Genomic DNA, 25,349 nt, shown 5'->3' with positions numbered 1-25,349 from the left:
ATTATTTGGAGCCAAGCAGTGATTTCGTGATGAAATCGAGCTGATAATCAAGAGAATCTGCATCGTTGAAATAGAAGCCGGTGGCATCTACTTCGAAGACACGGCCATTCTTAACGGCCGGAATATTCTTATAGGTGTCTGTTTGCTGGAAGGAGGCATCGCTAGCCGGATCTTTACTGTAAATGACGTAATCGCCCATATAATCCGGGAGAACTTCCAGTGACAAATCATAATAGCCCTCTTTCGACGTCATTTCTTTTACTTTATCCGGCATTTTCAGACCCATCGCCTGATAGATGATTTCAGTACCGCGACCCCAAGCGTCGCCGAAGGTGTACAATGCCTTGGAATCCCCTTCGATAATGGAAATGGTGCTGTCGGCTCCGATTTTGGCTTTAATTTCTTCGCCTGCCTTCTGGGCGCGTTCTTTGAAGTCGGCAATCCAGTCAGCAGCTTTCTGTTCCTGATTCACCGCTTTGCCGATCTCCAGAACTTGGGTCAGATAATCCACATTGTTATATGTATAAGTGACCAATGGAGCAATCTGCTTCAATTTATCGGCATTTTTGATATCCGATCCCGCGATAATCAAATCAGGCTTCGCGTTTAAGATGCTTTCCACATTTTCTTCGGATACTTCGGGAACATCCTTGAGTCGATCCTGGAAATTAGGGTTATTCTTGGTCCAGGAATCTGCGCCGGCAAGTGGAACGCCAAGTGCCAGCAGGTTGCCTGCATAACCGGACAGGACGACAACACGCTGTGGATGGGCAGGAACCTCGATCGGACCGTTTTCGGATTGGTAAGTAATCGTATCGGAGCTACTGTTCGCAGAGTTCTTGCTTACATCTGAAGTAGAACTGTTTGCGCCGCTATTGGTGCTTGTATTGTTGCCGCAAGCGCTTAATGCAAAGATTGTAAGGACAAGCAGATGTAACAATAATTTCTTCATTTCCGGTAATCTCCCTCTCAAATTTATATCTTTGATATTGATAATCATTATCATTTATAAACTTTAAATTCTCCTGAATAATTTGTCAATCCCCAAAATCGGGCGACGCACAGCGACACCTTTCGTTGCCAAACTCGTATTAAACAATACCTGAAGCGAAAGAAGGGGGGCGGTCAGGTTTAGCGGGATAGGTGGGTCCGTGGTGTTTTTCTCCGCTAACGGACATGAGAGCCCTTAAACCACGCAAATATGCTGGTTTTGTAACCTAACGGACACCAGAGCCCTTAAGTTAGTAGAATGAGTCACTTTTGGAGCACGAGAAGGTGATTAAGGTTATCTGTGTCCGTTAGAATGGCGAATTACGTCTTTTTTACGATTTAGCGGCTCGTATGTCCGTTAAAATTGCGGAGGGGGTTGGGCCGCTTCAACCTACTCTACTGCCAACTGTTGCGCAGCTATTACGGCGATGATCAGATGAAGTGCATAATCTGGCCAGTTATGCCGGGAGATATTCTCGAATTTGTTCCGGCTGAAAGCGACAGAGGTAAAACGGATTGAACTACATAAGAAGTAGATTATATATAAAAAGAAGAACCCGCCTCCAATAAACTGGTACCCATAGTTTGGACACTTTGAAAAAAGGTGTTCAGGCTGTGGGTACCTTTTTGTATACTGGAATAAGCATCGGGGGGGGGGGGGGGGGGGGGGGATTGCATGAGCAAGAAGAGATTTACCGAAGAGGACCGTGAGGTCCTATCACAAAACAAGTACGTGGTGAATGTAAGTGCGAAGGCCATAACTTATTCAGATGAATTTAAGCAGCTTTTCATCGATCAAAATATGTTACAAAAAACGCCTAGGGAGATTTTTGAGGCCAATGGATTTGATGTAAATGTCATAGGGATGAGTCGTATAAAACAGTGTGCTGATCGTTGGCGGAGAGCGTATAAACGCGATGGAATCGTTGGCTTAACGGATTCTCGTAAAGGCAGCTCGGGGCGTCCCTTGCAGCGAGAACTGACGCAAGAGGAGGTCATTGCCAAGCAAGATGCTCGGATCAAACTCCTGGAGTCCCAACTTGAACTACTAAAAAAGCTAGACTCGAACGAAAGGTTGTTGGTAGCAAAAGGAATGAATCTGAGCAAAACTAAATTATTTGAGTTAATTGCAGAGGCCGTAGACCAAGGCCTTGGGCGTATGACTCGCTATCTTTGTAAACTCCTTAACGTATCTCGTTCGGGGTATTACAGCTATGTAAAGGCTGCAGACGCCCGCTTAGAACGTGCAAGACTCGACGTCGTGGCAGGTGGCTGGATTAAGAAAGCATTCTATTGGAGAGGGTTCAAAAAGGGGTCTCGCTCCATAAAGATGGTTCTTCAGAATGAATTTGGTATCACCTACAACCTAAAGAGAATCCGCCGGTTAATGAAAAAACTAAACCTGGTGTGTCCGCATAGAAAGCCGAACCCCTACAAACGTATGGCCAAAGCTACCCTGGAGCATCGAACCCTTCCTAACCAGTTACAGAGGAATTTCAAGAAGGGTATTCCGGGGTTCGTCTTGCTTACCGACATTACGTATCTTCCCTACAACCGTACGGAGGTAGGCTATTTGTCGACTATATTGGATGCTTCTACGGGGGAACTACTGGCACATCATCTTTCAAAGCGAATTGATTTATCCATTGCCACTCAAACTATAGATAAACTCATGAAACAAAGACGTGTTAAATTACATAAAGAGGCTTTCATCCACTCAGATCAGGGAAGCCATTATACAAGCCCCACGTACCAAAAGCTATTGAAGCAGAAAGGTTTAGGTCAGTCCATGTCCAGACGAGGAAACTGTTGGGACAACGCCCCGCAGGAGTCATTTTTTGGCCACATGAAAGACCATGTAGATAGTCGAGGTTGCATCACTTTTGAAGAGTTGCAAGACGAAATTGACCGCTATATTCAATATTACAACCATCACAGGTATCAATGGGGATTAAAAAAGATGACCCCTGTTCAGTACAGGAATCATCTATTGTCTGTTGCCTAAGCCTTCTCTTTTTTAAGTGTCCTTGACAAGGGTACCAGTTTACAACGCGGCTTCTTCTTTTTATTCTTCTCCAGTCGCCACCGGATTCTCCTCATAGCTAATCCAGTCGCTCCAGCTGCCCGCATAGAGCTTCGCCTGCGGGTAGCCCAGCCGGTGCAGCGCCAGCACGTTCGGGCAGGCGCTGACGCCGGAGCCGCAGTAGACGATGGCTTCGCGGCCATCGTCGAGGGCCCGGATGACCGGGGCTAGCTGCTCGCGGAGCTGCGGCTCCGCCAGCCAGGCCCCCTGGTCATCCAGCACGCCCTTCCAGAACCGATTGATCGCGCCGGGAATATGCCCGGCCTTGGCGTCAATCGGTTCTTGTTCTCCCGCGTACCGCGAAGCGTCGCGGGAGTCCACCAGCAGGGCGCCGGGATCGCCGAGCGCCCGGCGGACCTCGCCGACGTCTGCGAGCATGTCGCCGCGGACGTCCGGGACGAACGACGCCGGCACCACGGTGCGCGTCGCGTCGGTCACGGGGAAGCCGCCGGCCTGCCAGGCGGCGAAACCTTCGTCCATGACGTACACGTCGTCATGGCCCAGCCAGCGCAGCAGCCACCAAAGCCGCGCTGCATACAAGCCCCCCTGGTCGTCGTAGGCCACGACCCGGGAGGCGTTGCTGATGCCCGCGCGTCCCAGGCGGGCGGCGAGCTCCTGCGGCTCAGGCAAAGGGTGCCGTCCGCCGTGCGGTCCGACGGGTGCCGAGAGGTCCTCTTCGATATCAAGGAATACGGCACCTGGAATATGAGAGACGGCATAAGCGGCCTGCCCCGATTCCGGGCTTCCGAGGACGAAGCGGCAATCCACAATGACGAGGTCCGGCTCGTACATCCGGGCGAGCAGCCATTTTGGCGATACAATAGGATTAATGTTCATATATGAATTCTCCTTTATCTTAAAGTCCCTGAGCAAGCGGGCAATCCCCGCGGATATCTTCAATGTAGCACACCGTACGGTACGGTTCAAAGCAAAGGTTGATCGTGTTACTCCAGCAGATCGTCGGCTTTCATATTTCCATTGAAGGAACCCGCAGCAATCGTCTATAATTAGGGACGGCTTACCGGAATCTATCGACACTACTATTATTGAAGCAGGGGAGCAGCAGCATCATGAACATGAAATCCAAGTCATCCGTCTCATACGAGCTTCTATATATCATAGGCATTATTGCGATCTCGTTCTCTTCGATCTTCGTTCGCTGGTCAAACGCGGAAATATCCATCGTCGCTATGTATCGTCTGTACCTGACGAACTTGCTGATGCTTCCATTAGCGTGGAAATACCGGGGCGAGATGTTAAGCTTGACATCCAGACAATGGAGGGGATTGCTGTTATCCGGGGCGATGCTCGGGCTTCACTTCCTCCTGTGGATGAGTTCACTTCGTTTGACTACCGTGGCGAGCTCGACCGTCATTCTTACGCTGGAGCCCATTCTCGTAATGCTCGGTTCTTTTCTATTATTCGGCGTAAAAATCAACCGCCCCATGCTGGCAGGCATGGGGGTGGCTCTGGCCGGCTCAGTGGCGATCGGATCGGGCGACTTCAAATTGTCGGGCACGGCACTGCAAGGCGACCTGCTGTCCCTGCTAGGGACGATTGCGGTCGCGGTGCATATGCTTGCCGGCAAACAGCTTCTTAAAAATATGAGCGCCTTTGTCTACAATTTCTGGGTGTTCTTCATCGCGGCAACGATGCTTGCGGGTTATAACGCGGTTCGCGGATTTGCTTTTACAGGATACGCTCCAAGGGAGTGGGGGATTTACCTGCTGCTTGCCATCGTCCCGACGTTGTTCGGGCATTATTTGTTCAATTGGCTGATGAAGTTCATCAGCGCTTCCGCCGTTTCGATGGCGGTTCTTGGCGAACCGGTATTCGCCTCGTTGCTGGCCTGGTTGTTGTTAAAGGAAAGCTTGACCGGTGTGCAGCTGGTTGCGGGAGTCGCTATTTTGGGCGGGGTATGGATCTTTATCCGATATGGAAAAGAAACCTCTGAAGCCGAGCCGGAACTAAGTTCGCTTAAAAAATCAGCTTAGCACATACAAAGCACTCTGCTCCCGCTACAAAATAGAGGACCTTTTGGGCGCTATTTTTGCAAATTTAGGCTTTAAGCGAGAAATAAGAGACTTCTTGGTCCTTATTTCTTCAAGTCTTGCTAAACTTCCGGCTTTTCGCTTTGCTTTGGCAAAATAAGAGCCCAAAAGTCCCTTATTTTCTATGGACGGCTATTTTTTGTGAAAATAAGACCTCAAAAGTCCGTTATTATTCGTCAGCTGCATGGTGTGCGGGGCAGGGAGCGGAAAGCAAGGGGCAACTAAAGTAAATATGCAGAAAAAAGACGCCGAAAGGCGTCTTTTTATATGGAGCCGGTCAGGCTCCGATTCTATTTTCTCAGCTCAAAAAACTGGCTGTCCCGGCGGGGATGATACGTTAATTCGCTGACCCCGGTTTGCGTGATGATGGTATCGTCGGTAAACCGGATGACATGGGTGTTGTTGTCCACCATATGGTCATTACGGAAAACGCGGATGCGAAGCTGCCGGTCCATCGCTTCCTGGAAATCCTGTTCGGTCAAAAGTCGTCTTATCGTTGGCACGGCGTTCGAAATCTCCTCTTTTTCAGTAATTGCTCTATCACTTCTAGCGTTAAGCATATCAACGAATAAATCGTTTTGTCCAGTAACGGCGTTCGGAACGCACCGACCTTCTCAATAAAAAACGAACGGACAAACGCCCACCCGCTAATACGGGCGATTGCATACGATGCATTAATAATGAAAAGCGATTTGATTGGAAGTTCATGTCTTCCACGAGGAGAGGATCGTATATGTCGGAACGTAAAGGGAACAAAAGGAGAACCCTTCGCCGGGGGCGTGTGGGACAGCTTCCGACAGCGGGGCTTTTGCGGCGAATAGCGGCCGAGATGCTGCCGTTCTATAGGGTGGTGGCGCGGAGCCGCGGTTTTGCGTCAGCCTGGAGCCGGGCTGTCGTCAGGGCTGATTTGGATGGAATGCAGAAGCTGCTGGGCGCGGTAGCGCCAAGTCTCTCCCGCCGCGGTATGGGTACGAACGGGATCGGCTATTTTATTTCTTTTCCGGCGCCGGGATCCTATTATTCCTGCGGGATCACGATTCCGCCGGGGAAGGTGCAGTTTCATTTCAATGCGGGAATACACCGGCTGATGGCCCGGGCGCTGATTCCCTTTTTTGAGACAATCGCTTGCGGGCCGACATATGCCCGGGCGCTTGCCCGGGCGATCTCCAAAAATGACGGGCGGGCCGCCGCCAGCCTGGTGCGATGCAGAGTGAAGACGAACGCGTTGAAGTCGATAAGGATTGAAGATGCGGGATTGGTACTGAGTTTCAAGTATCCTTCCAGCAAATATGTGTATTCGCTCTTATTGTTCCGGGAGTTTAACTGATTAGATTCCAGCGGATTATCATTCCGCAATGAGTCAATCCGCTGCCGAATCCATAGAGCAGGACCCGGTCGCCGGGACTTAATTGATTGGCCCGAATTCCGGACTGCAGGGCGAGCGGGATCGAGGCGGACGATGTGTTGCCCATGTCTTGTACGCTCTGCAGCGTTTTGCCCAAAGGAATGCCTGATTTCTCGCAGATCGATTCAATCATCCTTAAATTTGCGCTGTGCGGCGCAAACCAATCGATATCGTCCAATGTGAGTCCGGCCTGCCCAAGCAGGCGTTCGATGCCCGACGAAACGGTACGGACGGCCCATTTGAATACTTCGGGTCCGTTCTGAACGATCCGGCCATCGCCCGCAAGGGCATTGCCATCCATTTGCGTCGAGAGACCTGAACGGTATACATGAATGCCGCCGCTCCCTTGGGTCCCCATCAAGACCGACTCGAAACTCGGGTGGTCAGGGTCATATTCCACCAGGACGGCTCCGGCGCCGTCCCCGAACAGGATACAGGTGCTGCGGTCAGTGTAGTCGGTAATTTTGGACATCGTTTCTCCGCCGAAGACCAGCACTTTTTTATGAAGGCCCGAGCTGATCATTCCGTTTGCCATATGAAGCCCATAGGTGAAGCCGGCACAGGTGGCGTTCAGATCGACGGCTCCGGCATGTTCCATTCCGAAATGCTTTTGGATCCGGCAGGAAACCGTGGGGAAGGAGTAATCGGGAGTTGTCGTTGATACGATAATCAAATCGACATCATCCAGGCTAACCTTAAAAGTGTCGCGCAAATTTTCTGCGGCCCGGATACATAAATCCGAGGTGAACTCATCCTCAGCGGAAATATGCCGTTCTTTGATGCCGGTTCGCTGCACAATCCATGCGTCGCTCGTTTCGACGAGCTTTTCCAGATCCTCGTTGGTAAGAATTCGTTCGGGTACATACGTGCCGATTGCGGTAATCCGAGCTTTAGAAGACAAGGTCACGGCGAGTCACTCCTTTATTCTTTACTTTAGCATCAGGTACTAATACCAGGTATTAGTTTAGATTGTAACAGCAATTTGTTTAATTTCCAAGCGGCAAATGTGGAAACTTGCTCCATAAATTCTATTACACGTTACTGTAGTATTTGAAAGGAAATTCAGAGGATTAGGTTATTATTGCACCTCATTCCTGTTCTCTATGTGAAAATGATGAAAAACATGCGAGATCGGACCCTTACATAAGCGGGTTTCTGGAGGGAAATATGCGTTGGCAAAGCCGACTGGACAGTCGGGAGCGGAGAGGCCGGGAGGATGATATAATGAGGGGAGGCAAGGAAAGGAGTGCAGGATTACATTTATGAAAACGTTGGTGTTGGCGGAAAAACCGTCCGTGGCAAGGGAAATTGCCCGGGTGATGGGAAGCCGCGATAAGCATAAGGGACATTTTGAGGGGCCGAAATATGTCGTGACCTGGGCTCTTGGACATTTGGTCGGTCTGGCCGAACCCGAGGATTACGATGGCAAGTTCGGAACCTGGTCGTTGGAGGATCTTCCGATTCTTCCGGGGAAAATGAAGCTGAAAGTGCTGCGCGAGAGCAGTCATCAGTATAAAGCGGTGCAGCAGTTGATGCGCCGCCAGGACATCGGCGAGCTGATCGTGGCGACGGATGCCGCGCGGGAAGGCGAATTGCTCGCGAGATGGATCATGGATATGGCGAAATGGAACAAGCCGTTCAAGCGGCTGTGGATCTCTTCGCAGACCGACAAAGCTATCAAAGAAGGCTTCGCTTCCTTGAAGCCGGGCGGGCAATTTGACCGGCTGTATCATTCGGCGCGCTGCCGGGCCGAGGCCGACTGGATGATCGGCTTGAACGTGACGCGGGCGCTGACTTGCAAGTTCGGCGCTCCGCTGTCGGCCGGACGCGTTCAGACGCCTACGCTGGGCATGATCATGCAGCGCGAACGCGAGATTTTGTCGTTCCAGTCGGAGGAATATCAGGTGCTTCGCGCCGATTTGGGCTCTTTCGAAGCCGTATGGCGCGGTAACGGCGGGGATTCGCGTATTTTTGACGCGGATAAAGCGGCTGGACTGCAGCGTAAGCTGGAGGGACGAAGCGGCAAGATCATCAAGCTGAACAAGAGCGAGAAGCAGGTGCCGCATCCGCAGGCTTACGACCTGACTGAGCTGCAGCGGGACGCAAACCGAATGCTGGGCTTTTCCGCGAAGCAGACATCGAATGTGCTCCAGCGCTTGTATGAGCAGCACAAGCTGGTCACATATCCGCGTACGGACTCGCGTTATCTGACTTCCGATATGGTCGACACGCTGAAGGAGCGCTTGACCAGCGTTGCCATCGGGCCCTATACATCGTTAGCGAGACCGTTGCTGCGGAAGCCGCTGCCGGTTAGCAAACGGGTGGTGGATGACAGCAAGGTTAGCGATCATCATGCCATTATTCCGACGGAGCAAACAGTAATATTGAATGCCTTAAATACAGAGGAACGCAAGCTGTATGATTTGATCGTACGGCGTTTTATCAGCCTGTTCTATCCGGCGGCCCGGTTCGACAGCGTTGCCGTCGTCCTGGAGGTCGATGGAGAGAAGCTGCTCGCCAAAGGCGTTACCGTGAAGGACAGCGGCTGGAGAGCCGTTTATGACGGGCAGGCGTTCGATGAGTCGGACGACGATGAGAACGAGAACGGGGAAGATCGGGGCGTAGGCACGGGGGCTACGTTGCCAGAGCTGAAGGAAGGCGAGACCGTGACGGTCAAGCGCTGCCGGATCCAGAGCGGACGGACGCAGCCGCCGAAGCGCTATACGGAGGCGGCATTGTTGACGCAGATGGAGAAGCACGGCCTTGGCACGCCGGCGACTCGGGCGGACATTATCGAGAAGCTGGTCAGCTCCGATACGATCGACCGCCAGGGTTCCAGCCTGCATCCCACAGGCAAGGGCAAGCAACTGATCGAGCTGGCACCAGCCGATCTCCGATCGCCGGAATTGACGGCGAAGTGGGAGTCCGAGCTGGAGCGCATCGCCCGCGGGCAAGGCAAGCCCGATCCGTTCCTCGGCGGGATTCGGGAGATGGCCGAGGTCCTGGTGCGCGGCGTCAAAAACAGCGAGGCTTCGTACAAACCCCATAACGTTTCGAACAGTCATTGTCCGGATTGCGGAACCCGGCTGCTGGAGAAAAAATCGAAACGCGGCCTTATGCTGATCTGTCCGAGTGAAGATTGCGGATACCGGCGTTCCGGAGAGAAAAGGCTCTCTAACCGACGCTGCCCGCAGTGCCACAAGAAGATGGAGATGAAAGAAGGCAAGGCCGGGTTGTATGTTCAGTGCCTGCCTTGCGGCATCACGGAAACGGTGAATAAAGATTCCAAGCACGTGAACAAGCGGGAGCAGCAAAAGCTTGTGAAGCAGTACGCCAAGCAGGAAACACTCGGTTCCAATTTAGGCGAGCTGCTTAAAGCGGCTTTGGAGAAAAAAGGCGATTAACCCTCCGAGATATCTTTTTTTCGAATAAAAGGTAAATACGCTCGGGATGCTAAAGCCGGGAGGTGATCTTATGCCGCACAACAAAGCTGAGAAGACCCAGAACCGGCAGAACAAATCCAGTATCTTGGAGGAAAGCATTTCGCTAAAGCCCAAGAAGCAGGCGGAATACCCGCCAAGCCTGAACGAAATTCCGAAGCAGGAGTCCTGAGGGCATGCAGTGCTCCCCGCGAGGGGAGCTTTTTAATTGAAAGAGATAGGAGTATAATGGAGTCAGGAAGGCGAATGCCTGTAAGGCCGGGCGCGAGGAGGCGGAAGATATGCGGTTAGGGCTTTTGATCTGGTTTATTTTTATCAATTTCGTGGCCTATATCGTGATGTCCGACGACAAGCGGCGGGCCAGGCAGAGGAAAGAACGGATTCCCGAGAAGACACTGTTCTTGCTTGCCGCCATCGGCGGAGCGCTGGGTATACTGCTGGCGATGAACATGAAACGTCATAAGACGAAGCATGCCAGTTTTCGTATCGGGGTGCCGCTGCTCCTGCTGCTCAATGCCGTGCTTTACGGTTATTTTTTGACCTGACGGCCTTCCGTCATTGCAGCTTTATTCGTTTCATACTGAGTTTCGAACGTTTAATGGTGTACATACTTTTAGAGAAGAGGGGTGCGTTCCTATGTTATTTTCTAAAATTGTAGCCGCCTATGACGGTTCCAAAGCTTCCAACAAAGCGCTTGATAAGGCCATCGATCTGGTTAAGGTCACGCCTGGAGCGACGCTTGAGGTGCTGCATGTGTTCGATTTTCCGCGGTTTTATGTGGCGGAGGGCTTTGCTCCTATTCCCGCTTCGGTAAACCAGGATTTTTACGAGCTGGCCGAGAAAACGGTTGAGGAAGCGAAGAACCGGCTCGAAGCGGCCGGCGTAACCGCCAAGGTCGAAATGCTTCAAGGGGCACCTGCTGAAGGGATCCTCGATTATGTGAAAAAGCACGACAGCGACATCATCATCATCGGCAGCCGCGGTCTTGGCGGCATCCGTGAATTCGTGCTTGGCAGCGTCAGCCATAATGTCGTTCAGCATGCCCGGATTCCGGTGCTTGTTGTGAAATAAATAAGTGAGTTGAAAGGAACGCCGGTGATCGGTGTTCCTTTTTTTGTAGTATCCTGCCCGCCGCTAACGGACATGAGAGCTCTTAAACATCACAAAATCGCTGGTTTTGGAACCTAACGGACTCCAGAGCCCTTAAGTTGGTGGAATCATTCACTTTTTGAGCGAAAGGAGGCCAATAAGGTCATCTGTGTCCGTTAGCGCGGCGAATAGGTGGTTTTTTGCGATTTAGCGGCTCGTATGTCCGTTAGAAATGTGAAGAGACTTGGCGTCGGAAATTTGGGCAGGGTGCAGGAGTAAAAGTAGAGCAAGAGTGAAGTCAGCGTAGAATAAAAGCGGAGTTAGAGTAAGAGTAGGAGTAAAGTAAGCAAAAGGATAGTGGAGAAGTAGAAACCGGAGTGGGAGCAGAAGTAGGAGTAGGAGTAGGAGTAGGAGTAGGAGTAGGAGTAGGAGTAGGAGTAAATAAGAGTAAGTAAGAGTGAACAAGCTCGTCAGATAAAGGTAAGTAAGAGTTGGAGCAGAAGTAGACGTGAGCAAGAGGAGAGCGGAGTAAGTAGGAGCAGATGCAGAAGCAGTAGCATTAGCAGACGCAGGTGTGGGAGCCACGTACAGTAGTTAGAGTAGAGTTAGTAGAGTAAGAGCAAGAAACGTTACCCCTGTGCACCAAGGTAAATCCAAACTCGACTATAGTAGGGTCTTCACGTTCCCAAGCAGCCGCTCCTCTTATCAAATACGCCGGCAAAAAAGACAAGCTACCAGGCACCAATAGTAGGCTATCGGTTATAACATTGCGGAAAAGCCGAACATTCGGTTTTGGCATTATTTTAATGTTCGTGTTTTAGTTGACATCCTTTGTTCGGGATTGGTACACTAGAGGTGAAGCGGGGAACCGCAATATCAGTTGAATAATTATCTCGTATAAAGCCGGGGATAAGGCCCGGAAGTTTCTACCTGAAAACCGTAAATTTTCGGACTACGAGTGAATGCGTCAATGTTAAGTGCGTGTTCAGTAGGCGGGGCAGCTCGATTTGGAGCGGCGGCTTGTTGAACAACCTCTTTCGAATAGGTTGCTCCTTGGGACAATGTATTCAGCGATGGCCCAGACCGCGCATGGTCAGGCAATTGCAGATCAGGCGGCACATTCACACGGGTCCGGAGCTTTGAAAATACATGTTATTTTCATGGTATCCCGGACTTTTTTGTTGGGCCGGGGGCCTGCAAGGAAAACGAAGGTTGTGTATAAACGGGCCGTGAAAAACGTTTTGGTCCGCGATAAAACATAGAAAGTGGGTTATAGCGATGTCAGCACAGGTAGCAGTAATTATGGGCAGTAAATCGGATTGGGAAACGATGTCCCATGCATGCGTCGTTTTGGAGGAGATGGGAATTCCTTACGAGAAGCAAGTGGTATCTGCTCACCGTACACCGGATCTCATGTTTGAATTCGCGGAGAATGCGGCCCGGCGCGGTTTGAAAGTTATTATTGCCGGCGCTGGGGGCGCGGCGCATTTACCAGGAATGGTTGCGGCAAAGACTCTACTGCCGGTCATCGGCGTTCCCGTTAAGTCGAAGGCGCTGAAGGGACTTGATTCGCTGCTTTCGATCGTACAGATGCCGGGCGGAATCCCGGTAGCGACCGTCGCGATCGGTAAAGCGGGAGCGACGAACGCCGGGCTGCTCGCGGCACAGATGCTTGGCGCGTTCGATCCGGAGCTGGCCGGGCGGCTGCAGGAACGCCGCGACCGGCAGCGCGATGCGGTGCTGGCAAGCAGCAGCGAGCTGGTGCTTGAAACGGAGAAGCAATGAGCGCGGCGGAACAGCGGGGGCAGGCGCTTGGCAGCAACGGCGGAGAGCCTAGCGCGCTGAAGGCGAAGCAAGCGGCGGTAATCGCGCCGGGCTCGACGATCGGCGTACTTGGCGGCGGCCAACTTGGCCGGATGATGGCGCTGGCCGGAAGCAACCTCGGCTACCGCTTCGTCACGCTGGATCCGACGCCGGAGTCACCGTGCGGACAGGTTGCCGGGCAAATCGTAGCCGGTTACGGCGACATAGAAGCGGCCCGGGAGCTCGCGGCGCGCGCCGACGTCATCACGTATGAGTTCGAGAACGTGGACGCTGGTGTAGCCGCGCTGCTGGAAGAGCAGTCATACGTGCCGCAAGGCAGCCGATTGCTCTACACGACGCAGCATCGGCTGCGCGAGAAGCGCGCGATTGAAGCGGCGGGCGCCAAAGTGGCGCCGTACGCGGAGATCGGCAGCGAGGAAGATTTACGGGCGGCAGTAGCCCGGCTGGGGATACCGGCCGTTCTTAAAACGGCCACCGGCGGTTACGACGGCAAAGGACAATGGGTCATCCGCTCCGAAGGAGAGATTGGCCCGGCCTACGCCGAGTTGAGTCGTGCGGGGACGGAATTGGTGCTGGAGCAGTTCATTACTTTCGAGAAGGAACTGTCGGTCATTGCGGCGCGCAGCCCGCGCGGCGAAATTCGGACTTTCCCGGTGGCGGAGAACATTCATGTGGACAACATTCTGCATGCGTCCATCGTTCCGGCCCGGGCCGAGGAACGGATTCTGCGGGAAGCGGAACGGCTGGCCGCCCGGATCGCGGAGTCGATGGAAGCGGTCGGGCTGCTCGCGGTTGAGCTGTTCCTGACGGGGGACGGAGAACTTTACGTCAATGAATTGGCGCCGCGCCCGCATAATTCGGGACATTACACGATGGAAGCCTGCAATACCTCGCAGTTCGAGCAGCATGTGCGGGCGATATGTAATCTGCCGCTGGGCGATCCGTCTCTGCGGACACCGGTCGTTATGGTCAATGTCCTGGGCGAGCACCTGGATGCGGTGACGGAAGCCGTAACCACCGATTGCTGGTTGCCGGAATCGGACGACTCGGTCGCGACTACAAAGTCCGGAGCGAGCGCCGCAAGTAATGCGACTGGATTTCACGTGGTTCCGAAAGTACACTTATATGGAAAGAACGGCTCGGCCCCTAAACGTAAAATGGGACATATCAACCTGCTTTGCGGGGATGTTCGGGACGGACTGGATTTTATACAGCAAACCAATATTTGGAGGAATCAAAACTCATGATCGAACGTTACAGCAGACCGGAAATGAGAGCGATCTGGACCGAGGAAAACAAGTTCAAAGCTTGGCTCGAAGTTGAAATTTGCGCTTGCGAAGCTTGGGCGGAGCTCGGCATTATTCCCAAAGAAGACGTAGCGCTGCTGCGGCAGAACGCATCCTTCGATATCGACCGGATTTATGAAATCGAGCAGGAAACCCGCCATGACGTTATCGCGTTTACGCGGTCCGTTTCGGAAAGCCTGGGCGCGGAACGCAAATGGGTGCACTACGGGCTGACCTCGACCGATGTGGTCGATACGGCGCTCGGTTACTTGTTGAAGCAGGCGAATGAAATTCTGGAAAAAGACATCGTCAACTTTATCGAAATTTTGCGTGAAAAAGCGCTGGCCTACAAAGATACGCCGATGATGGGACGGACGCATGGGGTTCATGCGGAGCCGACTACGTTCGGGCTCAAAATGGCGCTGTGGCACGAAGAAATGAAGCGGAATCTGGAGCGTTTCCGCCGTGCGGCCGACAACGTGCAATTCGGCAAAATTTCGGGAGCCGTCGGCACTTATGCGAACATCGACCCGTTTGTGGAAGAATTCGTTTGCCGCAAGCTTGGAACAAGCCCGGCTCCGATCTCGACGCAAACGCTGCAGCGTGACCGCCATGCCGAATACATGGCAACACTGGCGCTGATCGCCACGTCGCTCGACAAGTTCGCGACCGAGATCCGTGCGCTGCAAAAGAGTGAATTCCGTGAAGTGGAAGAAGCCTTCGCAAAAGGACAAAAGGGCTCGTCTGCGATGCCGCACAAGCGCAATCCGATCGGCTGCGAGAACATCTCCGGTCTCTCCCGGGTTATCCGCGGCCATATGATTTCGGCTTACGAGGATGTGCCGTTGTGGCATGAGCGCGACATCTCGCATTCATCCGTGGAACGCATCATTTTGCCGGATGCGACGATGCTGTTGAATTACATGCTGAACCGTTTCGGTAATATCGTGAAGAACCTGACCGTTTTCCCGGAAAATATGAAGCGCAATATGGGCCGTACATTCGGCGTTCCGTTCTCCGGACGCGTTTTGACGAAGCTGATCGACAAAGGCTTCAGCCGCGAACAGGCTTACGACACCGTCCAGCCTCGCGCCATGCAGGCATGGGAGACTCAGCGTCAATTCCGCGACATCGTGGAAGAAACGCCGGAAATCACATCTGTCTTAAGCAAGGAAGAAATCGAGGACGCATTTAATCCGGCTTGGCATCTGAAGCATGTGGATACGATTTTCCGCAAGCTGGGCCTGATCGAACAATAAGGCATTTGAATTTGAATAGGGGGGCAGCCCTGCTGCTCCTCCATCAAATAACGGTAAAAAATACCGTTATTCAACAGAATATAGATATTTTTTACCGCTATTGCATAACCGGGAACCGAAAGAAGAGAAAGAGGATCCTGGACAAAAGAAGCGAGAATAGAGGCGGCTTTGTAACAAAGCAGCCCCAAAGAAGGAGGACGGCAATCATGTCAACGCCTACTACACCGGCACCGGCCATTTCCACGGCGGCGGAGCTTGTAAAGGCCCCGCTGTTGTACAAAGGCAAGGTCCGGGAGCTTTATGATTTGGGAGAGCATTACCTGATCGTGGTAACCGACCGAATTTCCGCTTTTGATTATGTACTGGATCCGGCCGTGCCCGATAAGGGCAATGTGCTGAACCGCTTGAGCGCTTACTGGTTTGAGCTGACACAAGATTTGATCGAGAATCATGTAATTCATACGGACGTGAACCTGCTTGGCGAAGTCATACCGGAGGAGAACCGTGAAGCGCTGCGGAACCGGGTTATGGTCACGCGCAAGGCGGAGCGGATCGATATCGAATGCGTCGTGCGGGGATACGTTACCGGAGGCGGGTGGCGGCAATATGAAGCCGGCGGCGAAATCAACGGCATCAAGCTGCCGGAAGGACTACGCAAGAACAGCAAGCTGGAGCAGCCAATTTTCACTCCAGCGGCCAAAAATGACGTCGGCCACGACGAAGACATTTCATTCGAAGCAATGTCGGACCTGGTAGGCGCGGATCTGGCGGAACTGCTGCGCAGCCGGAGTCTGGAGCTGTATGGCTTCGCTCGCGATTATTGCGAGGAGCGCGGCATTATTTTGGCGGACTGCAAGCTGGAATTCGGTTTGATCGATGGGAAATTGATTCTGATCGACGAAATTTTCACGCCGGATGCTTCCCGTTTTTGGGACAAAGAAAACTATGGTCTCGATATCGAGATCGACAGCATGGACAAAGAACCGGTCCGGACCTATCTGGCCGGCTCGGATTGGGACAAGAACAGTCAACCGGATCCGCTGCCGCTTCAAGTGGTAGAGGAAACAACCCGACGCTATCGCCTTATTTACAGCAGATTGACTGGCCAAGAGCTGCAGTAATTAGTGATTTTCATGCAATTATAGATCATCCGCGGCAGCGCCGCTCAAATCAAACCAACAATAGGAGGAACACGAGGAATATGATGAAAGCTCGCGTTTATGTCACCATTAAGCAAAGCGTACTTGATCCGCAGGGGGTAGCCGTGCAAGGAGCCATGCATTCCATGGGCTTCAAGGAAGTGGAAAGCGTACGGATCGGCAAATATATGGAAATTGAGCTGGATTCCAGCGACCGTTTTGAGGCGGAAGCCCGTGTTAAGGCCATGTGCGAAAAGCTGCTCGCGAATACGGTGGTAGAAGATTACCGCTTTGAACTGGAGGACTAATTCATGAAATTCGCAGTACTCGTATTTCCCGGTTCCAACTGTGACATCGACTGCTACAAAGCGGTGGAAGATACGATCGGCGAGCCTGTAGATTACGTATGGCATACCGCTACGGATCTTTCCGCTTATGACTGTATTCTCGTGCCCGGCGGTTTCTCTTATGGGGATTATCTCCGCTGCGGAGCCATTTCCCGGTTTGCTCCGGTAATGGCGGAAGTAGCGAAGGCCGCAGAGCAAGGCAAATATATTCTCGGCATCTGCAACGGGTTCCAAATTTTGACCGAAGCGGGTTTACTGCCGGGGACACTGCTGCGCAACATGTCGCTGAAATTCCTCTGTCATGATACGGTGCTGCGCGTTGAGAACAACAGCAACCCGTTTACGACGCAATATGAGGTGGGCGAAGAGATCAAGATTCCGATCGCTCACGGGGAAGGCAACTATTATTGCGATGAAGCTACACTGGCTGATTTGAAGGCGAATAACCAGATTATTTTCAGATATGTGAACAATCCGAACGGGTCGGTGGAGGATATCGCCGGCATCTCCAACAAAAACGGCAACGTGGTCGGGATGATGCCCCATCCGGAGCGTGCGGTAGACTCGCTGCTGGGGTCCGAAGACGGCAAAAAAATGTTTACTTCGATATTAAAGGCATGGAGGGATCGGCATGAGTCAGCAAGTGTCCGCTAAGGAACCGAACGCGGAGCAAATCGCGGAGCAGCAAATTTACAAACAGATGGGTGTATCGGACAGCGAGTATGAACTGATCTGCGGATTCCTCGGCCGCAAACCGAATTACACGGAAATCGGCGTGTTCAGCGTGATGTGGTCCGAGCATTGTGCTTACAAAAACTCCAAGCCGCTATTGCGCCGCTTCCCTACGGAGGGACCGCGCGTTCTGATGGGACCCGGCGAAGGCGCGGGGATCGTTGACATCGGCGACAATCAGGCGGTTGTATTTAAAATCGAAAGCCATAACCACCCTTCGGCCGTTGAGCCTTATCAAGGCGCGGCTACGGGCGTGGGCGGGATTATCCGCGATATTTTTTCCATGGGTGCAAGACCTGTCGCTCTGCTCAATTCGTTGCGGTTCGGTAAATTGGAAAGCGACCGCGTCAAATATTTGTTCGAGCATGTGGTTTCCGGGATTGCCGGTTACGGCAACTGCATCGGCATTCCGACGGTAGGCGGCGAAGTGGTGTTCGATGACAGCTATGACGGCAATCCGCTGGTCAATGCGATGTGCGTCGGGCTGATCGATCACGACAAAATCCAACGCGGTGTAGCCAAAGGCGTCGGCAACCCGGTTTTCTACGTGGGGCCGCCTACGGGCCGCGATGGCATTCATGGCGCGACTTTCGCTTCGGAAGAGCTGACGGAAGAGTCGGAAGCAAAACGGACAGCGGTTCAGGTCGGCGATCCGTTCATGGAGAAGCTGGTCATGGAAGCTTGCCTGGAGCTGATCGACACGGGCATCGTGCTCGGCATTCAGGACATGGGCGCAGCGGGACTTACCTGCTCCAGTGCGGAGATGGCGAGCAAGGCGGGCAACGGCCTGGAGCTGTACCTGGACCAAGTGCCGCAGCGTGAGGAAGGCATGACGGCTTACGAAATGATGCTGTCGGAGTCGCAAGAACGGATGTTGTTCGTCGTTGAGCCTAAGGATGAGGCGCAAGCGATGGAGATTTTTGAACGCTGGGGCGTAATTTGCTCCAAAGTCGGTAAAGTCACGGACGATGGCCGGTTGAAGCTGTTCCATCATGGCGAGGTTGTCGGCGATATGCCGGTAACGGCGCTGGTTGACGAATGCCCGATTTATGAAAAACCGTCCGCAGTTCCAGCTTATTATGAGCAAAATGCGGCAGTAGATACTTTGCGTTATGAAGAAGTCAGCGATCTTGGCGCTGCTTTGGAACAAGTGCTGGCGTCGCCATCCGTGTCGAGCAAGGCATGGGTTTACAACCAGTACGACTACATGGTTCGCACCAGCACGGCGGTTCGTCCGGGTTCGGACGCGGCGGTTGTAACGATTCGTGGAACCCGCAAGGGATTGGCGATGACGACGGACTGCAACGGACGTTTTGTCTACCTGGACCCTGAAGTCGGCGGCAAGATTGCGGTTAGCGAAGCGGCGCGCAACATTGTTTGCTCGGGCGCTGAGCCGCTAGCGATCACGGATAACCTGAACTTCGGCAGCCCTGAAAAGCCTGAAATTTTCTGGCAGATGGAGCGTGCGGTCGACGGGATGGCGGAAGCCTGCCGCGTGCTGGACGCGCCGGTTATCGGCGGTAATGTCAGCCTGTACAATGAAAATTCGAAAGGCGCGATCTATCCGACCCCGGTGGTGGGCATGGTCGGGCTGGTACATGATACGGATCATATTACGACCCAGGGCTTCAAGGCTGAGGGTGATGTAGTATTCCTGCTGGGCGATACGAAGGGCGAGCTCGGCGGCAGTGAATTCCAAGCGGTTGTGCATGGCGTAACCGAAGGACGTCCTCCACAGCTTGATCTGGAAGTTGAGAAAAAGCTGCTCAATGCGGTTCTCGGCGCGATCCAATCAGGTTTGGTACGCTCTGCGCATGATTTGGCCGAAGGCGGCCTGGCTGTAGCGCTGGCGGAATCCTGCATCAGCGGCGGCCTGGGTGCTACTGTGGAATTTAATTCCTCGCTGCGTCCCGATGTGGCCTTGTTCAGTGAATCACAGTCCCGGATTCTGCTCTCGGCATCGAAGGAACAGGCGGAGAAGCTGCAGGACTTCATCGCTTCGCGCGGTGTGCCTGTACAAAGAATCGGAGAGGTGGCCGGCAGCGATCTGGTCATCACTGTAGGCGGAGCTTCCGCCCTGAACAGACCTGTGGAGGGACTCAAGCGGGTCTGGGAGGACACCATTCCATGTCTGATGAAATAATGACGCAACGGTTGTGGACAGGCGATTATTATAACGAAGGCACGGGCCGGAGCGATATTTTCGATACATTAAAAGAAGAGTGCGGCGTATTCGGGGTTTTCGGCCATCCCGAGGCCGCTTCTCTTTCCTACTACGGGCTGCATGCTTTGCAGCACCGCGGGGAAGAGAGCGCCGGACTGTGCGTGACGAACGGGGAATCGTTCAACTACCACCGCGGAATGGGACTGGTCAAAGAGGTGTTTGACCGCGATAAACTGGAATCGCTGGTTGGGGATCGTTCTATCGGGCATGTGCGTTACTCGACGAGCGGTGACAGCCGCCTGACGAACGCGCAGCCGCTGATCTTTAAATACCGCGACGGCGACCTGGCGGTGGCGACGAACGGCAACATCGTGAACGCGCCGAAAATCCGCCGCGAGCTGGAGCAAAGCGGCTCGATCTTTCAGACGACGAGCGATACGGAGGTCATCGCGCATTTGATCGCGCGGTCGCCGAAGGAGTTCGTCGAAGCGGCGAAGGATGCGCTCCGGCAGCTTGTCGGGGGCTTCGCCTTCCTGCTGCTGACGAACGACAAGCTGCTCGTCGCCAGCGATCCGAACGGCTTGCGCCCTCTGACGATGGGACGGCTCGGAGATGCGTACCTGTTCTCGTCGGAGACATGCGCATTCGAGGTGGTCGGCGCAGAATCGATCCGCGATATCCGGCCCGGCGAGCTGCTCGTTCTTGACCAGAACGGCTTGCGAGAGGAGCGGTACGCCGCCCCTGAACGGAAAGCGTTGTGCGCGATGGAGTACATTTACTTTTCCCGTCCGGACAGTGATCTGAACGGCTCTAACCTGCACGCTTCGCGCAAGCGGATGGGGCAGGTGATGGCGCAGGAATCTTTCGTGGACGCCGACGTCGTAACCGGCGTGCCCGATTCCAGCATCTCCGCCGCCATCGGCTATGCGGAGCAGACCGGCATTCCTTACGAGCTCGGTCTGATCAAGAACAAATATACCGGAAGGACGTTCATCCAGCCGAGCCAGGAGCTGCGCGAGCAGGGCGTGAAGATGAAGCTGAGCGCCGTCCGCCGCGTGGTGGAAGGCAAGCGCGTCGTCATGATCGACGACTCGATCGTTCGCGGCACGACGTCGCGGCGCATCGTAAATCTGCTGCGTGATGCCGGAGCGACCGAGGTGCATGTGCGCATCACTTCACCGCCGTTCAAGAACCCGTGCTTCTACGGGATCGACACGCCGGATCGCGGCGAGCTGATCGCCTCCGCCAAGTCGGTTGAGGAAATTTGCAAGGAGATCAACGCGGATTCGCTGCAATTTTTGACGCCGGAAGGCCTGATCCGTGCCGTCGGCGGCGACAATCAGGACGACTATAAAGGCGGCCTGTGCATGGCCTGCTTCGACAACGATTATCCGACTAGGACCGATTTCGACGGCGAAGAGAAATTTGGCTGTACCTGCTGATTTTTCACGGGCTATGTATTTTATGGGATGAAATAACTCGCAGCTTAGGATCAGATGCCGGGACGAGTTGGGGACCGAGTTGAACGGGGAAAGACACGGATCAACTAAATTCGGAGTTGACAGCAGAGTTCGGCGTTTTGGTGGCTAAGTTGAGTTCGGATAAGAGTATTATTCGTGCAAGAATAGATTGGTTTAAGTTCGGAATTGGCAGCAGAGTTCGGCGTTCTAGCTAAGTTCAGTACAGAGTAATGTTCCACTTTACCGGAGGCCAAGTTAGTTCCGAAGATGGGATGTTATTAGCTGGTAGCTGGGAATTAACTGTATTTCCTCCAGCTAATTTACTCGATTTGAGAAGGTTTTATTTAATAGCTGTATTTTCTACAGTTAATTTCGGCTTTATTGTCCCTGATGGAGCTTTTAATGCAAAATAACTGTAGGTTTTCCAGTTATTCTGGGGGATAAAGCGTTTATGGGCGAATTAACTGTAGATTTTCCAGTTAATTGTGCAAGAAGAGGCGGCTCGGACTGCCGATGAGGTGCTGTTTGAGGCATTATTATGACTGATCATTACAATACAATCAGTACGACGACAGGTATTCAGCATATCTGGCGAGTCCAATAAATCGATTACAAGGAGTGTGTCCCTACGTGTCTGAAGCTTACAAAAACGCCGGTGTGGATATCGCGGCAGGCAATGAAGCGGTAGAGCGGATGAAAAAGCACGTCAAACGGACGTTCCGTCCGGAGGTTATGACCGATTTGGGCGGTTTCGGGGCTTTGTTCGGGCTGAACAAAGACAAATATGAGGAGCCTGTGCTGGTGTCGGGAACCGACGGCGTAGGCACCAAGCTGAAAATCGCGTTCGCGATGGATAAGCACGATACGATCGGGATCGACGCGGTCGCGATGTGCGTCAACGACATCGTCGTGCAAGGGGCGGAGCCGTTGTTCTTCCTCGATTATCTGGCTTGCGATAAAGTTGTGCCCGAGAAGATCGAGTCGATCGTGGCCGGGATTGCCGAAGGATGTCATGAATCGGGCTGTGCCCTGATCGGTGGCGAAACGGCGGAAATGCCGGGCATGTACAGCGAAGGCGAATACGATATCGCCGGATTTACAGTCGGCGTTGTCGACAAGAGCAAAATCGTCAATGGCAGCACGATTGCAGCCGGCGATACGGTGATCGGCTTAGCGTCGAGCGGCGTTCATAGCAACGGTTTCTCGCTGGTGCGGAAGCTGCTGCTGGAGCAAGCCGGCTACGGGCTGCAGGACAGCCTGCCGGAACTCGGCGGCGAAGTGCTCGGCGACGTGCTGCTGACACCGACCAAGCTCTATGTGAAGCCGGTGCTTGGCTTGCTGGAGCAGGTCAAGGTCAAAGGAATGGCCCACATTACCGGCGGCGGGTTCATCGAGAACATTCCGCGCGTTCTGCCGGAAGGGGTAAATGCTGAAATCGACTACGGCTCATGGCCGATTTTGCCGATCTTTTCGCTGCTTCAGCAAAAGGGCAATGTCAGCAACCGGGATATGTTTACGACTTTTAATATGGGCATCGGACTTGTTATCGTGGTATCGGAGCAGGATGCCGAGGCATCGCTTTCCGCACTTCGCGCCGCAGGAGAAACTCCTTATGTGATCGGGCGTGTAACCTCCGGCGAAGGCATCGTTACGTTTAAGGGAGCGGAAGTGTAATGGCGTCCTCTTCCTCCTGCCGGATCGCGGTGTTTGCTTCCGGCCAGGGAACCAATTTTCAAGCGCTGGTGGATGCTTCGCGTGCAGGAGAACTTGGCTCCGCGGAAATCGTCCTGCTCGTTTGTGACAAGCCGCAGGCTCCCGTTGTGGAGCGTGCGCGGCAGGCGGGCGTGGATACTTATCTGTTTACGCCTAAAGAATATGCCCGCCGTGAAGATTACGAAGCAGAGATCGTAGCCGAACTCGAGAAGCATCAGGTCGATCTCATTGTGCTAGCCGGATATATGCGGCTTCTTACGTCGGTTCTGGTAGAACCTTATGCCGGGAAAATGATTAACATCCATCCTTCGCTGCTGCCGGCTTTTCCAGGCAAAGATGCGATCGGGCAGGCATGGGACTACGGCGTGAAGGTAACCGGGGTTACCGTGCATTTGGTCGATGGGGGCATGGATACGGGCGCGGTTGTGGCGCAAGAGGCGGTACCGGTACTGCCGGATGACAATATTCAGACCTTGGAAGACAGAATTCACCAAGCGGAAAAAGAGCTGTATCCGCAGGTTGTGTCATGGTTTGCGAGTGGACGAGTGATTGTGGATGGCAGGAAAGTCACTATACGACAGTAGAATACAGCGATTTGTTGTAAGAGCGAAAATACTTGTGGTTCAGCATAGAACGACAGATCAATAGTGGTGCAAAGCTTCAGAGCGGATTGTCTGCACTTTTGACAAGCTGCCGCAGCTGATCTGCCGGATGCGAAAGAAGTCTTTTTCAGCCGGATTAGTTGGAGAGGTTTCGATATTTCCCGAGAAATATCGTGGTCATTATTCGTCATTAATAAGGGGGAGCCAATCGTGGGAATCAAAAGAGCGCTCGTTAGCGTGTCGGACAAAACAGGCATCGTGGAATTCTGCCGCGAGCTGTCACAGCTTGGTGTGGAGATCATTTCGACAGGAGGCACGAAGAATCTCTTGTCGAAGGAAGGAGTTCCGGTGATCGGGATTTCCGATGTTACGGGCTTTCCGGAAATTTTGGACGGTCGCGTCAAAACATTGCATCCGGCCGTTCACAGCGGCTTGCTTGCCGTTCGCGACAGCGCGGAGCATCAGGCTCAAATGAAGGAGCTGGGACTGGATTACATCGACCTGGTCGTCGTAAACCTGTATCCATTCCAAGAGACGATCGCCAAGCCGGATGTGACTTACGAGGATGCAATCGAGAACATCGACATCGGCGGACCGACTATGCTGCGTTCGGCAGCAAAAAACCATGCTTTTGTCAGCGTGGTTGTCGATTCGGCCGATTACGGCACTGTACTGGAAGAAGTTCGTTCAGGTGGAGATACGGCGCTGGAAACTCGTAAACGGTTGGCGGCGAAAGTGTTCCGTCATACATCGGCTTACGACGCGCTCATCTCCGATTATTTGTCGAACGTGACCGGAGATCCGCTGCCTGAGCGTTACACGGTAACCTATGAGAAAATCCAGGACCTTCGCTACGGCGAAAACCCGCATCAAAAAGCGGCATTCTACCGCAAGCCGCTGGCTGCAGCGGATACGCTGACGACAGCCGAGCAGCTCCATGGCAAAGAATTGTCGTACAACAACATTAATGACGCAAATGCAGCGCTGCAAATCGTGAAGGAATTTGAAGAACCGGCTGTCGTGGCCGTAAAACATATGAACCCTTGCGGCGTAGGTGTTGGCGAGAGCATCTATGAAGCTTATCGCAAGGCCTATGATGCCGATCCGGTATCGATCTTTGGCGGAATTGTCGCGGCCAACCGGATTATTGACGAAGCAACTGCGATGCTGCTGAAAGAGATTTTCCTTGAAATCATTCTGGCGCCAGGATTTACGGCGGAAGCGCTGGAACTGTTGACGAAAAAGAAAAACATTCGCTTGCTTAAGCTCGGCAGTTTAGAGTCGGCGGGCAGCCGGAACAGCCAGCTTGTCGTTACTTCGATTGAAGGCGGCATGGTTGTTCAAGAGAGCGATGTTCATTCCTTGACCGAAAGTGATCTGCAGGTCGTAACGGATCGTAAACCGACAGAAGCGGAATTGAAACAGCTGTTGTTCGGCTGGAAAGTAGTTAAGCATGTGAAATCCAACGCCATCGTGCTGGCGAAGGATGACATGACGGTCGGCGTCGGGGCCGGTCAAATGAACCGGGTCGGATCGGCGAAGATCGCCATCGAGCAAGCGGGAGACAAATCCAAAGGCAGCGTGCTTGCTTCCGACGCGTTCTTCCCGATGGGCGATACGCTGGAGATCGCCGCAAAAGCGGGAATTACGGCGGTTATTCAGCCAGGCGGCTCCGTTAAGGACGAGGAATCGATCAAAGTGGCCAATGAGTATGGCATTGCCATGGTATTCACCGGCGTAAGACATTTCAAACATTAAGCTAAGG

22 protein-coding genes and 1 riboswitch are annotated in these 25,349 nt (G+C 53.2%); of the genes, 18 read left to right on the top strand and 4 right to left on the bottom strand.

The window, feature by feature from the left end:
• Position 1: 1 nt before the first annotated feature.
• Positions 2-952, bottom strand: coding sequence for an iron-hydroxamate ABC transporter substrate-binding protein (locus NYE70_RS22425; RefSeq protein ID WP_341048304.1), 951 nt, complete (start codon positions 950-952; stop codon positions 2-4).
• Positions 953-1,666: 714 nt separating this feature from the next.
• Here NYE70_RS22425 and NYE70_RS22420 point away from each other — a divergent pair.
• The gene (locus tag NYE70_RS22420) at positions 1,667-2,995 is read left to right on the top strand and encodes an IS3 family transposase (protein ID WP_211026252.1); all 1,329 of its coding nucleotides are present in this window, start codon (positions 1,667-1,669) and stop codon (positions 2,993-2,995) included.
• Positions 2,996-3,055: 60 nt separating this feature from the next.
• On the opposite strand, the gene NYE70_RS22415 is transcribed toward NYE70_RS22420, so the two are convergent.
• The gene (locus NYE70_RS22415; protein WP_445323886.1) at positions 3,056-3,904 is read right to left on the bottom strand and encodes a sulfurtransferase; all 849 of its coding nucleotides are present in this window, start codon (positions 3,902-3,904) and stop codon (positions 3,056-3,058) included.
• A gap of 239 nt (positions 3,905-4,143) precedes the next feature.
• Here NYE70_RS22415 and NYE70_RS22410 point away from each other — a divergent pair, with 239 nt between their 5' ends.
• The gene (locus tag NYE70_RS22410) at positions 4,144-5,067 is read left to right on the top strand and encodes a DMT family transporter (protein ID WP_341048300.1); all 924 of its coding nucleotides are present in this window, start codon (positions 4,144-4,146) and stop codon (positions 5,065-5,067) included.
• A gap of 347 nt (positions 5,068-5,414) precedes the next feature.
• Here the strand turns inward: NYE70_RS22410 and NYE70_RS22405 are convergent, their stop codons facing one another.
• Positions 5,415-5,627, bottom strand: coding sequence for a hypothetical protein (locus tag NYE70_RS22405; protein WP_341048298.1), 213 nt, complete (start codon positions 5,625-5,627; stop codon positions 5,415-5,417).
• A 230-nt stretch (positions 5,628-5,857) separates the two neighbouring features.
• On the opposite strand from NYE70_RS22405, the gene NYE70_RS22400 reads away from it, so the two are divergent.
• Positions 5,858-6,451, top strand: coding sequence for a hypothetical protein (locus NYE70_RS22400; protein WP_341048297.1), 594 nt, complete (start codon positions 5,858-5,860; stop codon positions 6,449-6,451).
• On the opposite strand, the gene NYE70_RS22395 is transcribed toward NYE70_RS22400, so the two are convergent.
• Entirely contained in the window at positions 6,444-7,430 is a 987-nt protein-coding gene (locus tag NYE70_RS22395) for a ketoacyl-ACP synthase III (RefSeq protein WP_211022978.1), read from the bottom strand. The genes NYE70_RS22400 and NYE70_RS22395 overlap by 8 nt on opposite strands.
• A 361-nt stretch (positions 7,431-7,791) precedes the next feature.
• On the opposite strand from NYE70_RS22395, the gene NYE70_RS22390 reads away from it, so the two are divergent.
• The 15 genes from NYE70_RS22390 (at position 7,792) to purH (ending at position 25,342) form a co-directional block, all read left to right on the top strand.
• Entirely contained in the window at positions 7,792-9,933 is a 2,142-nt protein-coding gene (locus NYE70_RS22390) for a DNA topoisomerase III (RefSeq protein ID WP_341048295.1), read from the top strand.
• 70 nt (positions 9,934-10,003) lie between these two features.
• Positions 10,004-10,141: a hypothetical protein gene (locus NYE70_RS22385; protein WP_211022959.1), complete on the top strand. Its 138-nt coding sequence runs from the start codon at positions 10,004-10,006 to the stop codon at positions 10,139-10,141.
• Positions 10,142-10,250: 109 nt separating this feature from the next.
• Entirely contained in the window at positions 10,251-10,514 is a 264-nt protein-coding gene (locus tag NYE70_RS22380) for a DUF1294 domain-containing protein (RefSeq protein ID WP_211022958.1), read from the top strand.
• A gap of 91 nt (positions 10,515-10,605) precedes the next feature.
• On the top strand, positions 10,606-11,040 hold the full coding sequence (locus NYE70_RS22375) for a universal stress protein (RefSeq protein WP_211022957.1): 435 nt from the start codon (positions 10,606-10,608) through the stop codon (positions 11,038-11,040).
• 891 nt (positions 11,041-11,931) lie between these two features.
• A riboswitch (purine riboswitch) is annotated at positions 11,932-12,033 on the top strand.
• Between the two features lie 303 nt (positions 12,034-12,336).
• Positions 12,337-12,843, top strand: coding sequence for a 5-(carboxyamino)imidazole ribonucleotide mutase (gene purE / locus NYE70_RS22370; RefSeq protein ID WP_341048293.1), 507 nt, complete (start codon positions 12,337-12,339; stop codon positions 12,841-12,843).
• Positions 12,840-14,129, top strand: coding sequence for a 5-(carboxyamino)imidazole ribonucleotide synthase (gene purK, locus NYE70_RS22365; protein WP_341048291.1), 1,290 nt, complete (start codon positions 12,840-12,842; stop codon positions 14,127-14,129). Before purE ends, purK begins: the two co-directional genes overlap by 4 nt.
• Positions 14,126-15,427, top strand: coding sequence for an adenylosuccinate lyase (gene purB, locus NYE70_RS22360; RefSeq protein WP_211022954.1), 1,302 nt, complete (start codon positions 14,126-14,128; stop codon positions 15,425-15,427). The genes purK and purB overlap by 4 nt, the downstream gene beginning before the upstream one ends.
• A gap of 206 nt (positions 15,428-15,633) precedes the next feature.
• Positions 15,634-16,548 (top strand): phosphoribosylaminoimidazolesuccinocarboxamide synthase, encoded by a 915-nt coding sequence (locus NYE70_RS22355; protein WP_211022953.1) that lies wholly within the window; start codon positions 15,634-15,636, stop codon positions 16,546-16,548.
• A gap of 80 nt (positions 16,549-16,628) precedes the next feature.
• Complete coding sequence (purS, locus tag NYE70_RS22350) at positions 16,629-16,874, top strand: phosphoribosylformylglycinamidine synthase subunit PurS (protein ID WP_211022952.1); 246 nt, start codon at positions 16,629-16,631, stop codon at positions 16,872-16,874.
• A gap of 3 nt (positions 16,875-16,877) precedes the next feature.
• Complete coding sequence (gene purQ, locus NYE70_RS22345) at positions 16,878-17,567, top strand: phosphoribosylformylglycinamidine synthase subunit PurQ (RefSeq protein ID WP_211022951.1); 690 nt, start codon at positions 16,878-16,880, stop codon at positions 17,565-17,567.
• The gene (gene purL, locus NYE70_RS22340; RefSeq protein ID WP_290405801.1) at positions 17,545-19,788 is read left to right on the top strand and encodes a phosphoribosylformylglycinamidine synthase subunit PurL; all 2,244 of its coding nucleotides are present in this window, start codon (positions 17,545-17,547) and stop codon (positions 19,786-19,788) included. The genes purQ and purL overlap by 23 nt, the downstream gene beginning before the upstream one ends.
• Positions 19,773-21,251 (top strand): amidophosphoribosyltransferase, encoded by a 1,479-nt coding sequence (purF, locus tag NYE70_RS22335; protein ID WP_290405800.1) that lies wholly within the window; start codon positions 19,773-19,775, stop codon positions 21,249-21,251. The genes purL and purF overlap by 16 nt, the downstream gene beginning before the upstream one ends.
• Before the next feature lie 648 nt (positions 21,252-21,899).
• Complete coding sequence (gene purM / locus NYE70_RS22330; protein WP_211022948.1) at positions 21,900-22,943, top strand: phosphoribosylformylglycinamidine cyclo-ligase; 1,044 nt, start codon at positions 21,900-21,902, stop codon at positions 22,941-22,943.
• Positions 22,943-23,566 (top strand): phosphoribosylglycinamide formyltransferase, encoded by a 624-nt coding sequence (gene purN, locus NYE70_RS22325; protein ID WP_341048286.1) that lies wholly within the window; start codon positions 22,943-22,945, stop codon positions 23,564-23,566. The genes purM and purN overlap by 1 nt, the downstream gene beginning before the upstream one ends.
• A 228-nt stretch (positions 23,567-23,794) precedes the next feature.
• Positions 23,795-25,342, top strand: a complete 1,548-nt coding sequence (gene purH / locus NYE70_RS22320) for a bifunctional phosphoribosylaminoimidazolecarboxamide formyltransferase/IMP cyclohydrolase (protein ID WP_341048284.1) — start codon at positions 23,795-23,797, stop codon at positions 25,340-25,342.
• The last annotated feature ends 7 nt before the right edge of the window (positions 25,343-25,349 follow it).

Origin of the sequence: Paenibacillus sp. FSL R5-0407 (assembly GCF_038009185.1) — a bacterium.
Classification (GTDB): Bacteria; Bacillota; Bacilli; order Paenibacillales; family Paenibacillaceae; genus Fontibacillus; species Fontibacillus vini.
The sequence above is the reverse complement of the archived record's forward strand: the minus strand, read 5'-3'. Positions and strand labels throughout refer to the sequence as shown.

Excerpts from the sequence above, each read along its gene's own strand:
- purK (WP_341048291.1), top strand. The coding sequence starts at position 12,840 with ATGAGCGCGGCGGAACAGCGGGGGCAGGCGCTTGGCAGCAACGGCGGA.
- NYE70_RS22385 (WP_211022959.1), top strand. The coding sequence starts at position 10,004 with ATGCCGCACAACAAAGCTGAGAAGACCCAGAACCGGCAGAACAAATCC.
- NYE70_RS22400 (WP_341048297.1), top strand. The coding sequence starts at position 5,858 with ATGTCGGAACGTAAAGGGAACAAAAGGAGAACCCTTCGCCGGGGGCGT.
- purB (WP_211022954.1), top strand. The coding sequence starts at position 14,126 with ATGATCGAACGTTACAGCAGACCGGAAATGAGAGCGATCTGGACCGAG.
- NYE70_RS22380 (WP_211022958.1), top strand. The coding sequence starts at position 10,251 with ATGCGGTTAGGGCTTTTGATCTGGTTTATTTTTATCAATTTCGTGGCC.
- NYE70_RS22390 (WP_341048295.1), top strand. The coding sequence starts at position 7,792 with ATGAAAACGTTGGTGTTGGCGGAAAAACCGTCCGTGGCAAGGGAAATT.
- NYE70_RS22410 (WP_341048300.1), top strand. The coding sequence starts at position 4,144 with ATGAACATGAAATCCAAGTCATCCGTCTCATACGAGCTTCTATATATC.
- purS (WP_211022952.1), top strand. The coding sequence starts at position 16,629 with ATGATGAAAGCTCGCGTTTATGTCACCATTAAGCAAAGCGTACTTGAT.
- NYE70_RS22375 (WP_211022957.1), top strand. The coding sequence starts at position 10,606 with ATGTTATTTTCTAAAATTGTAGCCGCCTATGACGGTTCCAAAGCTTCC.
- purF (WP_290405800.1), top strand. The coding sequence starts at position 19,773 with ATGTCTGATGAAATAATGACGCAACGGTTGTGGACAGGCGATTATTAT.
- NYE70_RS22420 (WP_211026252.1), top strand. The coding sequence starts at position 1,667 with ATGAGCAAGAAGAGATTTACCGAAGAGGACCGTGAGGTCCTATCACAA.
- purE (WP_341048293.1), top strand. The coding sequence starts at position 12,337 with ATGTCAGCACAGGTAGCAGTAATTATGGGCAGTAAATCGGATTGGGAA.
- purL (WP_290405801.1), top strand. The coding sequence starts at position 17,545 with ATGAGTCAGCAAGTGTCCGCTAAGGAACCGAACGCGGAGCAAATCGCG.
- purN (WP_341048286.1), top strand. The coding sequence starts at position 22,943 with ATGGCGTCCTCTTCCTCCTGCCGGATCGCGGTGTTTGCTTCCGGCCAG.
- purQ (WP_211022951.1), top strand. The coding sequence starts at position 16,878 with ATGAAATTCGCAGTACTCGTATTTCCCGGTTCCAACTGTGACATCGAC.
- NYE70_RS22425 (WP_341048304.1), bottom strand. The coding sequence starts at position 952 with ATGAAGAAATTATTGTTACATCTGCTTGTCCTTACAATCTTTGCATTA.
- NYE70_RS22355 (WP_211022953.1), top strand. The coding sequence starts at position 15,634 with ATGTCAACGCCTACTACACCGGCACCGGCCATTTCCACGGCGGCGGAG.